The 13,489-nt window shown below is 60.5% G+C and carries 14 protein-coding genes; 6 read left to right on the top strand and 8 right to left on the bottom strand.

Annotated features, from left to right (window positions below; translation table 11 throughout):
• Positions 1-101: 101 nt before the first annotated feature.
• Positions 102-659 (bottom strand): TetR/AcrR family transcriptional regulator, encoded by a 558-nt coding sequence (locus IPK17_RS06460; protein WP_343416862.1) that lies wholly within the window; start codon positions 657-659, stop codon positions 102-104.
• A gap of 4 nt (positions 660-663) precedes the next feature.
• Complete coding sequence (locus tag IPK17_RS06455) at positions 664-1,062, bottom strand: DUF4260 domain-containing protein (RefSeq protein ID WP_343416861.1); 399 nt, start codon at positions 1,060-1,062, stop codon at positions 664-666.
• 144 nt (positions 1,063-1,206) lie between these two features.
• Between IPK17_RS06455 and IPK17_RS06450 the strand changes: the two genes are divergently transcribed.
• Positions 1,207-1,704, top strand: a complete 498-nt coding sequence (locus tag IPK17_RS06450) for a DinB family protein (protein ID WP_343416860.1) — start codon at positions 1,207-1,209, stop codon at positions 1,702-1,704.
• Positions 1,705-1,879: 175 nt separating this feature from the next.
• On the opposite strand, the gene IPK17_RS06445 is transcribed toward IPK17_RS06450, so the two are convergent.
• The 3 genes from IPK17_RS06445 to IPK17_RS06435 form a co-directional block, all read right to left on the bottom strand.
• Positions 1,880-2,968 (bottom strand): ABC transporter permease, encoded by a 1,089-nt coding sequence (locus IPK17_RS06445; RefSeq protein WP_343416859.1) that lies wholly within the window; start codon positions 2,966-2,968, stop codon positions 1,880-1,882.
• Between the two features lie 15 nt (positions 2,969-2,983).
• Positions 2,984-3,997, bottom strand: a complete 1,014-nt coding sequence (locus tag IPK17_RS06440; RefSeq protein WP_343416858.1) for an ABC transporter permease — start codon at positions 3,995-3,997, stop codon at positions 2,984-2,986.
• Positions 3,998-4,131: 134 nt separating this feature from the next.
• Positions 4,132-5,838, bottom strand: a complete 1,707-nt coding sequence (locus tag IPK17_RS06435) for a peptide ABC transporter substrate-binding protein (protein ID WP_343416857.1) — start codon at positions 5,836-5,838, stop codon at positions 4,132-4,134.
• Positions 5,839-6,100: 262 nt separating this feature from the next.
• On the opposite strand from IPK17_RS06435, the gene IPK17_RS06430 reads away from it, so the two are divergent.
• Positions 6,101-7,216, top strand: coding sequence for a TolB family protein (locus tag IPK17_RS06430; RefSeq protein WP_343416856.1), 1,116 nt, complete (start codon positions 6,101-6,103; stop codon positions 7,214-7,216).
• Between the two features lie 585 nt (positions 7,217-7,801).
• Here IPK17_RS06430 and murJ read toward each other — a convergent pair.
• Positions 7,802-9,466 (bottom strand): murein biosynthesis integral membrane protein MurJ, encoded by a 1,665-nt coding sequence (gene murJ / locus IPK17_RS06425; protein WP_343416855.1) that lies wholly within the window; start codon positions 9,464-9,466, stop codon positions 7,802-7,804.
• Between the two features lie 251 nt (positions 9,467-9,717).
• On the opposite strand from murJ, the gene IPK17_RS06420 reads away from it, so the two are divergent.
• On the top strand, positions 9,718-10,500 hold the full coding sequence (locus IPK17_RS06420) for a hypothetical protein (RefSeq protein ID WP_343416854.1): 783 nt from the start codon (positions 9,718-9,720) through the stop codon (positions 10,498-10,500).
• Positions 10,501-10,674: 174 nt separating this feature from the next.
• Here IPK17_RS06420 and IPK17_RS06415 read toward each other — a convergent pair whose 3' ends face one another.
• Positions 10,675-11,049, bottom strand: a complete 375-nt coding sequence (locus tag IPK17_RS06415; protein ID WP_343416853.1) for a TfoX/Sxy family protein — start codon at positions 11,047-11,049, stop codon at positions 10,675-10,677.
• Positions 11,050-11,097: 48 nt separating this feature from the next.
• Here IPK17_RS06415 and IPK17_RS06410 point away from each other — a divergent pair, with 48 nt between their 5' ends.
• The 3 genes from IPK17_RS06410 to IPK17_RS06400 all read left to right on the top strand — a co-directional run bounded on the left by IPK17_RS06410 (position 11,098) and on the right by IPK17_RS06400 (position 12,968).
• Positions 11,098-11,622 carry a hypothetical protein gene (locus IPK17_RS06410; RefSeq protein ID WP_343416852.1) on the top strand — a complete coding sequence of 175 codons (525 nt, stop codon included), beginning with the start codon at positions 11,098-11,100 and terminating at the stop codon, positions 11,620-11,622.
• Between the two features lie 459 nt (positions 11,623-12,081).
• Complete coding sequence (locus tag IPK17_RS06405; RefSeq protein WP_343416851.1) at positions 12,082-12,345, top strand: hypothetical protein; 264 nt, start codon at positions 12,082-12,084, stop codon at positions 12,343-12,345.
• Positions 12,346-12,347: 2 nt separating this feature from the next.
• A complete protein-coding gene (locus IPK17_RS06400) occupies positions 12,348-12,968 on the top strand; it encodes a hypothetical protein (protein WP_343416850.1) in 621 nt (206 codons plus the stop codon).
• A 68-nt stretch (positions 12,969-13,036) separates the two neighbouring features.
• Here the strand turns inward: IPK17_RS06400 and IPK17_RS06395 are convergent, their stop codons facing one another.
• Positions 13,037-13,474 carry a class I SAM-dependent methyltransferase gene (locus IPK17_RS06395; protein ID WP_343416849.1) on the bottom strand — a complete coding sequence of 146 codons (438 nt, stop codon included), beginning with the start codon at positions 13,472-13,474 and terminating at the stop codon, positions 13,037-13,039.
• Positions 13,475-13,489 lie beyond the last annotated feature (15 nt).

Genomic DNA, 13,489 nt, shown 5'->3' with positions numbered 1-13,489 from the left:
GGGCAAGGCGCGCCTTGCCCTGGTTTGTCGTATTTCGGACACTGGCCTAGAAGCATCTTTTCGGAGAGGGGCCGGGGGTGAGGTTGGGTATTTTCGCCAACTTACGCCAAGCCGCGAATATACGTTTCGACGGCATGCGCGAAGGCCGCATCGAGATCCCCGCCGCGCCGAAACTGCCCGCTGAGCTCGAGCATCACAAAGCCATGCACCAATGCCCATCCGCCGCGCAGCGCCGGAAGCGCCACCTCTGTGCCCACCAGTTCAGCGACCGTTGCTTGCAGGGGCAGCGCCAGTGCTTCGGCGAAGGTGGGATCGAGCTGCAGACCGGGGATCGTATTGGTGAAGGCAAGGCCATAGGTCGATGGATTGGCCAGCGCAAACACGCGGTAGGCGTGCAGCATGACGCTGATGCGTTCGCGCGGGTCGTCCGTCTGCGCGATGGACGCCTGCACATGCTCGACGAGCAGCGCGCCCGTGCGCTCGTTGACCGCGACGAGCAGCGCCGTCTTGTTCTTGAAATGGTGATACAGCGATGGCGCGGCGATCCCGAAGGCCGCCGCCAGGGACGCCAGCGTGAGCCGGTCGAGCCCTTCAGACTCGATCAGCTCACGGGCTTTCTCGGTGAGTTCGATGGCTTGTACCTGGGCGGGATAGGGCATGTTCTTAGACTCGCTGCAAATGTGTCGCTTTGAAGGCCGACGCGTATTTTAGCCCGTAGCCCACGGTGCGATCCATGCCAATGTGCGCAAACCAGATCGCCGCGAGCTGGATCAGCACCGGGTTGCTCACCGCCACACCGACGAGCAGCAGAAGCGCGGGCAGCAGATACATGTGCACGGCGTTGTAGATCAGCGCGCCAAGCCGTGGGTTAGCGAGATAGCCAACCATCGACAGATCCGGCGTGAACAGCAGCGCGACGAAGATCAGCCCGTTCCCTCCCTGCTGCCAGAACAACAGGATTGCGCCGATGAAGACGATCAAGCCTTCTAGCCGCAGCGCCAGATTTGGGCCGCTGAGCGGAGCGCGGACGGCGGATTGTGGTGATTTCACTGGTTGAAACATAATTGCCCTCGTCAAGACTAACGTGATTAGACTTCATAAAGCTAATGATATTAGTCTTCATTGATGGCGTCAAGTAACAGAAAACAAACCAACCCGAATACCGGTATTCGATGCTATAGTGAACAAAAATATAAAGGTGTGAACATGAATCCGTTAGATGTACTGCGCTATGGTGAGGCGACGTGGCAGGGCGCGCTCGAACGCATCCCGCCCGCTGAGCGGGAACGTGAGGGGGTGTGCGGTTGGTGGTCGGTCAAGCAGATTGTGGCGCATCTGGCCTCGTACGAAGTGCTGCTCGAAGAGATTTTGAGCGGCTTCACCGATACCCCGATCCCCGTGCCGCTGACAACCGAACTGGGCACGGGCGGTCCGTATGCGTTCAACGACTCCCAGGGGGGGCTGCGGCAAACGTGGAGCCTCGACGCTGTGGAGCAGGAGTATCTGGCCGCCCATCAGCGGGTGCTGGCGGTCGCGCAGGGCGTGGATCCGGCGATCTGGTCACAGGTGGGGACGCTGCCGTGGTACGGGGCCGACTACGCGCTCGACGACTTCATCGTGTACTCGTTCTACGGGCACAAACGCGAACACAGCGCGCATCTCGACGTCTTCGCCGATCGCTTGAAAGAGGAAAATCGAAGTTAACCACAGAGAACAAGGTTTAAAGCAAGAAGCCAAGATTCAACGCAAAGACGCAATGACGCGAAGACGCAAAGTCAGAATGGGTAGGGACGCGCTTCTGCGCGTCCGCGGATCGCATACACTTAGATTTGTGTCCAGCCGCAATAAAAAGGACGAGCGATCGCTCGTCCTTTCAATTTTATCCCTTGGCGTCTTGGCGACTTCGCGCCTTTGCGTTGAGTCGTTTGCCCTTAATCCACGCCGCGCATCCGGGGTCGAGCGCGTCGCGCAGACCGTCGCCGAGGAAGTTGAACGCGAACATGATCAGGAACAACGCGACCGCCGGGAAGATCGCCTGCGACGGGTACGACGTGATGTTGCGCGCACCCTCTGCGATCATGCCGCCCCAGCTCGGCGTCGGCGCTTGCACGCCCAAGCCGATGAACGACAGGAACGCCTCATACGAAATGTAGGTCGGGATGGTCAGCGTCTCCGCGACGATGATCGGGCCGAGGATGTTGGGCAGCATGTGCCGGAACATGATGCCGCGGGTCCCCACGCCCATTGACCGCGCCGCTTCGATGTATTCTTTTTCGCGCACGGAGAGGATTTGCCCGCGCACGAGGCGCGCCAAGCCCATCCATGAGGTAAAACCGACGCCGACCGCGATGAACAGCATGCCGCCCATCGCCGCATCGAGGCGCCCGAGTTCATAGGCAAATGTGCCCGGCGCATTCTGCGCAGTACTCGACCGGAAGAACGCCATGAGCAAGATGATCAGCAGCAGTGTGGGGAAGGCGTACATGATGTCGACGAAGCGCATCATGATGTTGTCCGCGCGCCCGCCGAGGTAGCCAGCCACCAAGCCGAAGGGAATGCCGACGAGCATGGCCGAGAGCGGGCCAATGAACGCGACCGCCAGCGAGACGCGCGTGCCAAAGATGATGCGGCTCAGCAGATCGCGCCCTAGACCATCCGCGCCAATCGGGTAGGCGTCGTTGATCGGCACGTAGCCGCCTTCATCACGCGGGCGCATGCTGGGGAACAACTGCGTCACCCAGCGGGGCGCGGAATTGTTATCCGCCAGCACCTGCTTGTCCGGTGCTTTCGGGGCGAGGACGGGCGCGAGCGCCGCGACCAGCAGGGCCGCGATGATGATGAAGAGACCCAGCACCGCCATGCGATTGCGCCGCAAGCGGCGCCACGCATCCACCCACAAGCTTTCACCCTGCGGGCGGCTGTCCAGTTTGGCCACACCCTGATTCTTGCTCTGTTGTACGACAGCCATCGGATGCCTCTCGACTTAATAACGGATGCGCGGGTCAAGCCACGCATAGAGAATGTCTACAACCATGTTGGCAAGCACCAAGAAGCCCGCGTAGAGCAAAATCGTGCCCATGATGACGGGATAGTCGCGGTTGGTGACGCTGGTGACGAAGAAGCGCCCCATGCCGGGGATGCCGAAGATCGTTTCGGTGACGAACGTCCCGGTGAGCAGGGCGGCGAACAGCGGGCCGAGCACGGTCACGACCGGGATCAGCGAGTTTTTTAACGCATGGAACAGCACGACTATCCGTTCGCTCAAGCCTTTGGCGCGGGCGGTGCGGATATAGTCTTCGTTCATGACTTGCAGCAGGCTGGCGCGGGTCAGGCGGGCTAACAGCGCCGACTGCGCGAAACCGAGCGCGAACGCGGGCAAAATCACGTTCTCCGGTTTGCCCCACCCGGAGACGGGCAGCACGTGCCACTGGACGCCAAATAAGTATTGCAGCAGCGGCCCCATGATGATCACCGGGATCGACACGCCGATGATCGCCACGCCCATGCCCGCGTAATCGTAAATGGTGTTGCGATTCAGCGCGGCGATGATGCCCGCCGGAATGCCAATCGCCATCGCCACCATGAGCGCCGCCGTGCCGAGCTGGAGCGAAATCGGCAGGTTTTCCTCAAAAATATTATTCACCGTGCGGCTGCGGATGCGCAGCGATGGGCCAAAATTCATCCAGCGAAAATCAGTATCAGGTCGGATAAAGTCGAGGCGGATATTGATCAAATAATCGTTGACGGCGGACGGGCGAAAGGTCTCGTCGGTGACGCGTGGGAGGACGATGTCGCCAATCCATTTGAGATACTGCTCCGGCAGCGTCCCCGTCAGATTGTATTTTTCTTCCAAGGCACGGAGGATTGTGTCCGGGACGCCGCGTTCGGTGGCGAACGGCCCCCCCGGCACCAAGCGCATCAGCCCAAACGTGATCGCCGAGACGACGAACAGCACCAAGATCAACCACAAAAACCGCTGCGCTACAAAGCGTGCCATAGTGCTACCCTTTACTGAGCATGAGGGACATGCACAGCCGTCATGTCCCCCCTGAAAAAGCTCCCGGTACGTCTAATGCGTAGGGGCAAGGCATGCCTTGCCCCTACAACATAGATGCGAGCTGATGGACGAGCTTAGTCCGTCAGATCCCACTTTTCGTAGTATTCGCGGGTGATGTTTGAGTACGTGCGGACGACGTTCGAAGCGGTCAGATCGTTCGTCACATAGTAGTAGATCGGGGCAATCGCCGCGTCCGTGTTGACGAGGATGTTGTCCGCCTGCGCGTACAGGGCAGCACGTTCTGTGTTGTCGGTCAGCAGGAAGGCCTGATCGATGAGGCTGTCGAATTCTTCATTCGCCCAGTGCGTGTCGTTTTCTTCGATCAGATCGCTGTGGAACGGCACATCATAATAGAAGTTGTGCGCGTCCGGATAGTCGAAGCACCACGCCGCCCGGTAGACCGGGTAGTTGCCACGCTGATCGAGATACGTGGCGAAGTCCGCCGTCGTGATCTGCGCGTTCACACCGAGGTTTTCCGCCCACATCTGCTGCACGGCCTGCGCGACCGACGCATGGAGAGCGCTGTCATTGTGATAGATGCTGATCTGGAACGAGTCGGCGGTTGCGCCAACGTCGGCCAGATATTCATCCCACAGGGCGCGGGCAGCTTCGACATCGGTCTTGATGCCGAGATCCGGGAATGCTTCGCTGGTCGGCGCAGCCACGAGGCTCGGCAGCGCGAACAGCGAGGCGGGGATCTGACCTTCGCGGGTCACGTTGTCGACAATCGCCTGACGGTCAATCGCCATCGAGAAGGCGCGGCGCGCGCGGGCATCGTCAAACGGCGCGACGAGCGTGTTGAAGCCGTAGTAGTAGGTGCAAGTGCCGGGCGCAACGTGCAGCGCGGCGCTCAGGGCCGGGTCGCTGTTGATGCGATCAATCGAGGCGGCGGGGGCTTCCGAAACCTGCAGGTTGCCCGCTTCGAACTCGGTGAGCTGAACGGTTTCGTCGAGGAAGCGGAACTGCACTTCGTCGAGCGCGGGGGCGGGAATTTCCGGCGTGCCTTCCCAGAACGGATTCTTGATCATGGTCAGGCTGCCGCCGTCACCACGCACCCATTCCTTGAGCGCGAACGGACCATAAGTCACGATGTTTTCGGGGTCAATCCAGAAATCGCCGAATTCTTCGACGACGGCCTGCGGCTGCGCAATCGCGAACCACTGCGCGTAGATCAGCGGGGTCGGGGCGGCGACCTGCGGGACGGTCACTTCGAGCGTCCAATCGTCAACGACGACGATGCCAACGGCATCACGCAGCGCCTGCTGGTCTTCGGCGCTGGCTTCACCGGAACCGGCGAATTCCACGCCACCGGCCACCCACGGCGCCCAGACGAGCTGGTACGGCGCGGCGGTCACGGGATCGAGGGTGCGGAGCATGCCATAGGCGAAGTCCTGCGCGGTGACGTACAGCGGCGCGCCGCTGTCATCGGTCACCTGTTCGACCGCGCCCGAGTCGGCGTTGTAACGAACCCAAGAGATGTTCGGCAGAATGTTGAAGGTGTAGGTCAGACCATCTTCCGACACGCTGTAGCTTGCCAGACCATTCTGAACTTCAACGGTTTCTTCGTGCAAGCGCAGCAGGCTTGGGAAGAGTTCAGTGATTACCTGAACCGACGGAACGTCTTCGGCCAGCGCGGGATCGAGCGTCGGAATATCACTGGAACCCATCTGGCGACCGGTCACGAGAATCTTGGGGCCATCTTGCGCCGCCGCACCACCGACGACCGCGAACAGCATCGCGACCAACAGCAGCAGAGCAGTCAAACGAGTGAACTTCTGCATACATCCTCCTAGAAAATTTTGTGGGAGCGGATCAGCACATCCGCCAATTCCTAACGCGGCATTAAAATTGCTGCCTAGAACTTAACACGAGACGGGGTACGTCGCAAGATCGCTCAGGCATGCTTGGATGTTCTACACACATTTACCCCCGACCCAGTCCAGTGGTTCAAAGTTGTGTCTTTGATTTCTAGCGTCAACGTACATTAGAATGGAGCAGCTTCTGGACGCTCCACCGAGCGTCTCTTTTGAGGACGGTTAAGCGATGCTGAAAAAAATCGGTTTGCTCTTGATATTCACCGCCCTGTTGGCCAGCGGTCTGAGCGCGCAGCAGGCTGCGTCTCCCGCCTATTTGTGGGTGCGCGGCGACCTGTACCGCCTCGATCCCGACGCCCTGACGACCGAGCCGCTGACCGCGACGGGTACTGTCTCAAATCCGGTCATCGCGCCCGACGGCGCGCGCATCGCCTACCGTCAGGCATCGCCGCTGGGCCTTGAAGCGCTGGATCGCGTGCAGGCGGAGGGCGAAATCGCCGAGATCGACCTCCCTTCTGATATCGTCATCCTCGACTTAGTGAGCGGCGCAATGAGCACGATCGCGGCCCAACCTGCCGATGCCTCGCTGTTTGTAGCCGGCATCGCCGACAAGGCGATTGTCCGCTCGGCGCCTGCGTGGTCGCCGGATGGCACGCGTCTCGCGTGGACGGAGTTCGACTTCGGCGTCGAGGTGCCGCGCCTGATGATCTACGACTTGGCCGCTGCGACCACGACCGTGCTGCTCCCGGCGATCAACACGCCGATCACACAGGGGCGCTCGCCGGAAATCCGCTGGGGTGAAGGCGTGTTCATCATCAACCTGTCCGCCGATGCGGCGGGCGAGCAGAGCTACCTGATGGTCAGCGAGGCGGGCACGATGATCGCCGCACCGCGCATCGGAGCGGTCACCGACGACTATGTGCTCGACTTTTACGCGGTACAGGGCGCAAACCAGACTTACGCGGGCTTGTTCTACGCCTCCGGGCGCTGGACGATCCTCGATACGCAGACGGGCGTCGGCGTGCCCTTCCCCGATGTGCCGCATCTGGTCAGCCGCGCGGCAGGCGAGTCATCGCTGCGCGTGCGCTTCGACATCACGCCGGATATGGGCATGTTCTGGGAAGTGCTGAATACGACGATGGCCTTCACGGGCGCGCCCGCCCGCGTGACGCTGTCACCCGACGGTCAGGCGCTGGCCTTCATCGGCTACCCGACCTTCAACGGCGCGGCGATCTGGCGGAATGAGGCGATCACCGAAATCCCGAACACGGGCGAAACCGACGACGTATTCGAGGTCGGCGCGGTGTTGTGGGGCGCGACCGAATGGACGATAGACCTGCCGTAAAAATGCCCCCTCCCCGAATTCAGGGCGGGGAGCCAACAGTATTCGCCAGCCGAAACAGTTTTCGTAGGGACGCGCAACGGCGCGTCCGCGGTTTTTAACCTCACCCCCGGCCCCTCTCTTGTCAGGGGTGGGTTTTTAATGTTTCCCACTGGAACGCGGAGTTCTTTCGCCAAAACCCCTGTAGGGACGAGGCATGAGCTCATTTCAGAATCGGCATTTTGTCTAACCTCACCCCGTTTCGCTGCGCTCAACCGCCCCTCTCCAAAGGGCGAGGGGCAAGGGCAAGGCGGGTTGGTGGTGTCCCTCTCCCCACGGAGAGGGACGGCTTGCGGAGCAAGCAGGGTGAGGTTGGGTATTTTCACCAATTGTGAAATAGGCTCATGCCTCGTCCTGTTTTCCTCCGGATTGGACAAAAAGCCTGTGTTCCGTGAACGCAAAAGCTCGCTTTAGCAAATCGGGTTACGGCCGGGTTGGCACACGAGGACGAGGCATGCCTCGTCCCTACAATTGAAAACCTACCCCTGTCAGCGGCGCCTCTCCGGGTGGAGAGGGGAGACAGATCGGAGCATTTGGTGCCCGCTGTAGTTACGAGCGCAGACGCCGCCGCACCGACGCCCACAGCCATGACAGTTCTTCGATCCGCAGCACGAAGGCCGCCCCGAGGAACACCGCACCGCTGACCCCGCCCGCCGCAATCACGAGCACGGCCTCGCGGATGGCGCCGGATGTCCCGATCATCCGTTCCCCGAACGGTTCGATGACGAGAGCGACCGCGCTCATGAGCAGGGCCGCGGCCCCGGTTTTGAGCAGCGTGCGGAACAACCGCTGATCGCCGAAACCTTTCAAGCGCCGCCACAGGATGAACGCGGATACCAGCGCGTGCATGATGTGCTTGGCGCTGTCAGCGATCATCAGGCTGAACAGGCCAAAGGTGGGCAGCAGCAGCACGGCGACCAGCATGTACCACACCAGACTCCCAAAGCCGATCACCGCGGGCGTAAGCGTGTCCTGCTGCGCGTAGAAAGCGTACACCAGCAGCAGATCAATGGCGGCAAACGGCAGACCGATCAGGTACAGGCGCAGCGCATGCACGGTGATCTGTGTATCGGCGGCGGTGAATGCGCCGTGTTCGAACAGCAGACGCACAATCGGCGTGCCCAGCACAAACAGGCCGAGCGTCGCGGGCAGAATCAGCGTGATCGCCAGCCGCAAACCAAGGCCGAGCGTATTCTTGAAGCCCAGATCCTCGGTTAGCACCGATTGGCGGGCGAGTGTCGGCAGAATCGCGATGCTGATAGCGGTCGCGACCAAGCCCTGCGGAAACTGGATCAGCGTGGTCGCCCAGTTCATGTAACTGACGCTGCCCACCCCCGTTTGACTGGCGAGGTTGTAGCTGAAGGTGCGCACGAACGTATCCAGCACCAGCGAAAACATCACCGGGGCGTAGAGCAGCGCGATCTGCTTGACGGCGGGATGCCGCCAGTTGAAATTGATGCGGAACTGCACGCCGCGCATCCCCGGCAGTTGGAGCAGGAACTGCACCAACGCGCCGATCAGCCAACCGTAGGCCGCAGCGCGAATGCCTTCCGCGGGGCGCGTCATCAGCCAACCGATGCCCGAGGAACGCAGCACAGCTTGCAGCGGCGGCGCGAAAATCAGCGTGCCGAAGACAATCGAGGCGTTGAACAGGATGCCCGCCAGCGCGGGCAGCGTGAATTCGCGCAGCGCGTAGAGCGTGCCGCTCAACACGGCGAATAAACTCAGGAAGATAAGCGCGGGCGAGACGGAGCGCAGCACATCGGCGGCGAGCGCCTGCGTGGCGGGATCCGAACCGCCGCTCACGACGATGATCACCTGCGGAGCGAACACTTCCAGCAGCAGCACCAGCGCGGCGATGATCAGCGCGACGAGGCTGACGAGGATGCTCACTAACTGCCACAAGGCTTTTTGGCCGTCACGGGTGACGACTTCGCTCAAGACGGGGATGATCGCACTGTTGACGTGACCCGCGATCAAGAGATCGTACAGGGTTTTGGGGACGATAATCGCGTAATTGAACGCGTCCATCGCCCGGGAGGCACCGAATAAGTTGGTGAGGACAATCTCGCGCGCCAGCCCTAAAACGCGGCTGCCCACGTTGCCGAGCGCCAGAATGCCCGTCGCCTTGGCCACCCCCGCGCGCGTTTCCGTTTCGGTTTGGGTCACGGCGTCGGCGGCTTCGCTCAGGCGGTCGATCGATGTTTCTGCCATGCGCTTCCAGTTGCTAGTTAAACAACTCCCTAAGCATAACATAAGCCCGCCACTACAAAAATCCCATGCTCGGCGCGGGGCGGTTGCCACTACAATGAGGTCAGAGATAGAGGATTGTTACGGGTGTAGTGATTTATTATGTATCCGCTCCGACCCACATGCTGTATCCTCTATGTGAAGATGGGCGGTCTGGGCACCGTAGACGCAGCCCCAACCTAGACGTGACTTGATTTCAGCCTAAAGGACCCCGTATGCGTTTGCGGCTGATCGTTGTGCTGCTGGCACTGGCTTTGGCGGCGTGTGGTGCGCCGACCACGCCCAATCTCCCTCCCACCGTCGATCCCTCCATCATCACCTGGGATCGCAGCCCGAACGCGGTCGTCTTTCGCGCCGATGTGCTCGGCGGCGAAGATGCGTTCGGCGCGCTCGACGATATCCCCCAGTGCACGATCTTCGGGGATAACCGCGTGGTGTGGCTCAATGAGTTGGGCGGTTTTCACTTTGAAGTCCTCTATGATGCAGTGACGGACGCCGAACTGCGCGAGTTCATCCGCTATCTGACGGTCGACGAAGGGATTTACACCTTCAACTGGAGCATCGACTCCGTGTTCGGCTCGCCGACCGCCGCGCCCGTCTTCCAGAGCGTTGATCTCACCGTGAACGGCCTCACACACCGGACGGATTCGTTCAGCGGGTGGGATTCGCAGTTGTTCATCCGCGTGCTGACCATGTGCAAGCGGCTCGGCGACGCGCCGATCCTCTATCAACCAGCGGGCGGTTGGGTCTCGGTGCAACCACGACCATATAACCCGCAAGCGCCGATCAGCCAGTGGGACGGGGCGCGGATGGGCTTTGGCCTGGCCGCGGCGAACGGCGCGCCCGCGCGCTGGGTTAACGGGGAGGCAATTCTGTCGCTGTGGACGGCGCGGCGCACCCTGCCGACCAGTCTGCTCTACACCGAAGACAACAGCAACTACTATGCGGTCGCGCTGCAATTGCCGGGCATCACCCGTGACGCCCTCGCCGCCCCGTAAAACTATTAACCACAGAGAGCACAGAGAACACAGAGGGTAGAGACAAAAACATTGTTAACCGCAGAGGACGCAGAGAACGCGAAGAATGAAATCTTTCTCTCTGCGCTCTTTGCGCTCTCTGCGGTTAGGGATCTTTTGGTCTTCTCCCTCTGTGCTCTCTGTGTTCTCTGTGGTTCAATTCTTTCTTTTCTTCCTCTTCTTCGGCATCAGCGTTTGCACATAGCGGATGCTGTCCTCGATCCAGTAGGTGACCTTCTCGTCCGCGCTGACGATGCTCGGCGGCAGCTTGACATAGTTCTTGCTGACGGGGGTGTCGGGGTTATAGCCGGGGTCGTTAGCCGCCGCCTCTTTGAGAATTTCCGCGCGCTGTTCATCAGGCAGCTTGAGCGCGACGTAATCGTCAATGAACACGGCGAACGGTTTGCCTGCCGTATAGATGAGCACGCCGCCGAACATGTCTTTGTAGATGAGATCCGGCTGGATGTCAGGGATCTGCCCGACCCACGCTTCAAATTGTGCTTGGATTTGACGGTATTTTGATGCAACCATGGTCTGCTCCTAACGTATCATCTATAGATGATCATTGTAGGGGGGATCATGCCGAAAGACAGCAAACTCAAGAAGTACGAAGATGTGTTGATGACGGCCCTCGCTTTCAGTGAAGAGGATCTTGCAACCAACGAGGTCGGAGCCCTCAGTCCGCATCAGGTGCTGGATTTCCAACAGCGGCGGAATGTGCAGGCCGTGATTGCTGGCCTGTATGCCATCGTCTTCGCCTTTATCGGGCTGATGATGGTCACAGCGCCCCGTTCCGTCGGCCCGATGCTGTTTCTCGCCCTGTTGTTCAGCCTGCTCGTCTTCTGGATTGGTCGGGTTGCCCCGTGGCAGTTGAACAGCGACTTGCAGGCCGGCGTTCAGTCCGCTGAAGGGCGCATTGAACTGGAGGTGCGCTCAGCGGAGAACGGCACCGCCTATTTTGTGAAACTGGATGATCGAAAATTCAAAGTCAAAAGCCCGCTTTCCTCGCGTTTAAGAATGGTGATCCGTACCGCATCTACTACGCGCCACATTCCCAAACCATCCTGTCAGTGGACTGGCTGCGTGACGATGACCCCTTCATAGACGCGGACGAGCGCCGCGCGCCGCCCATGGATGCCTACACCGAGTCAGCGATCGCATCAGAATCTTCTAGCGGCCCTGAGGGTAAACGGCAGGCGGGTAGACGGTAAGGAGCGAAGATGTCGACCGACAGCAAAGTCAAAAAGTACGAAGACGTGTTGATGGCGGCGCTCAATTTCACCGCAGACGATCTCACCGTCAACCCGCCGGAAGCTTGAGTGTGGGGCAAGCTGAGAGCGCTAAAACCAGCAGCAGACAAACCCGGCAGATCTGGCGGATCACGTTGATGTGCGCATTTGTGGTTGCGCTCGCTCTGTTCGTCATGGTCGCCGTGACCCTCGCCACCGGGCCCATGCTCGCTTTCATCGTCCTGTTTATGGTAGTCGCTAGGTAACGGCACGCGGTCAATCCAGCGGCTGAACCACGATTTGCAGGCGAGCGTCGAGGCGGTCGAAGGGCGCATTGAGCTGGATACCATGCCCCGCCGAAGACGGCAGCGGCAACTATTTTGTGTGGTTGGACGGGCGCAAATTCAAGGTGCAGCACGACGGTTTCCTCGCCTTCAAGAATGGCGATCCGTATCGCCTTTACTACACACCGCACAGCCACACGATTCTGTCCGCCGAATGGCTGCGCGACGACGATCCGTTTGTGGAGCGCGGCGACGACGCGGCGCAGGCGATCAGCGCGCTCGATGACCAGCCATTGTCTAGACAGATGAGGTGAGCATGCCTAAAGAGGTCAAACTCAAGAAGTACGAAGAGGTGTTAGCCGCGGCGCTCAAATTCACCGACGATGATCTCGCCATGAACGCTGCTGGCCGCCTGAGCAAGACACAGGTGGCTGCGCTGCACCGCCGCCGCACCATTGGCGCAGTCATGATCGGCGGGCTGTGCGTGACGGTGGCGTTTTTCCTGTTGATTGGCACCGTGGGCGCGACGGCGAGTCTGGGACCGATCCTGCTGGCAATGCTGGTCTTCATGGCCTTCGCGCTGGCCGTCGGCGCACTCCCGGCGGTGCGCATCACCCGTGACCTGAAGATGGGAGTGCAGGTCGCCGAAGGCCGTGTCGAACTGGATACGACTCCCGCGCAGAACAGCGCCAGCTACCGGGTGAAGGTGGACGGTCGGAAATTCAATGTGCAAAAGCGCGCGTTCCTCGCCTTCAAAAACGGCGATCCGTATCGCATCTACTACGCGCCGAATACGAAGATGATCCTCTCGGCGGAATGGCTGCGCGATGACAACCCGTTCATCGAAACGGATGAGGAAGTGGATACCGATGCTGTGGAGGAGCGGCCGTATGCCGGGGAAGTGCTCAAACGTCGGCGGAGCGACGACGGCACGTGACGCGACCGGCAGGCGAATCAAAGAGGACGCCTGAGTGACGTCCTCTGCTAGCTTGCGTTTGATCGGTTTTACGCGACGCCGCTGCCGATATTCATCGCCAAGGGCAGGACGACATATTCGTCCTGACGGTAGAACGCGAAGATCTTCTGCATTTCGTCGTACAGCGGTGCGACCAAAGCCGCGCGCTTTTCCGGCGCTAACACCTTAAACGCCTGCACCGCGCTCGGCGACGCCATCATCGTGGCGGTGATGAAGGCGCGCTCATCGGGGAAGCGCACGTTGACCGTCACTTTTTTCACGTCGACATTGTGGAAGCCCGCCTGCGTGAACAGCAGCTTGAGCGCCTGCGGGTCACCAAAGCTGAAGGTCGAGGCCAGCGCCGGGATACCCATCAGCTTTTGCAGCACGGCGTTGAACTGCTCATACACGCGGTTGTGGGCAAAGCCCTGATTCACGCTGACGACCGCGCGGCCACCGGGTACGAGCATGCGGTGCATCTCACGCATGGCGCGCAGCTTATC

It is taken from the genome of Candidatus Flexifilum breve, assembly GCF_016713355.1.
The sequence above is the reverse complement of the archived record's forward strand: the minus strand, read 5'-3'. Positions and strand labels throughout refer to the sequence as shown.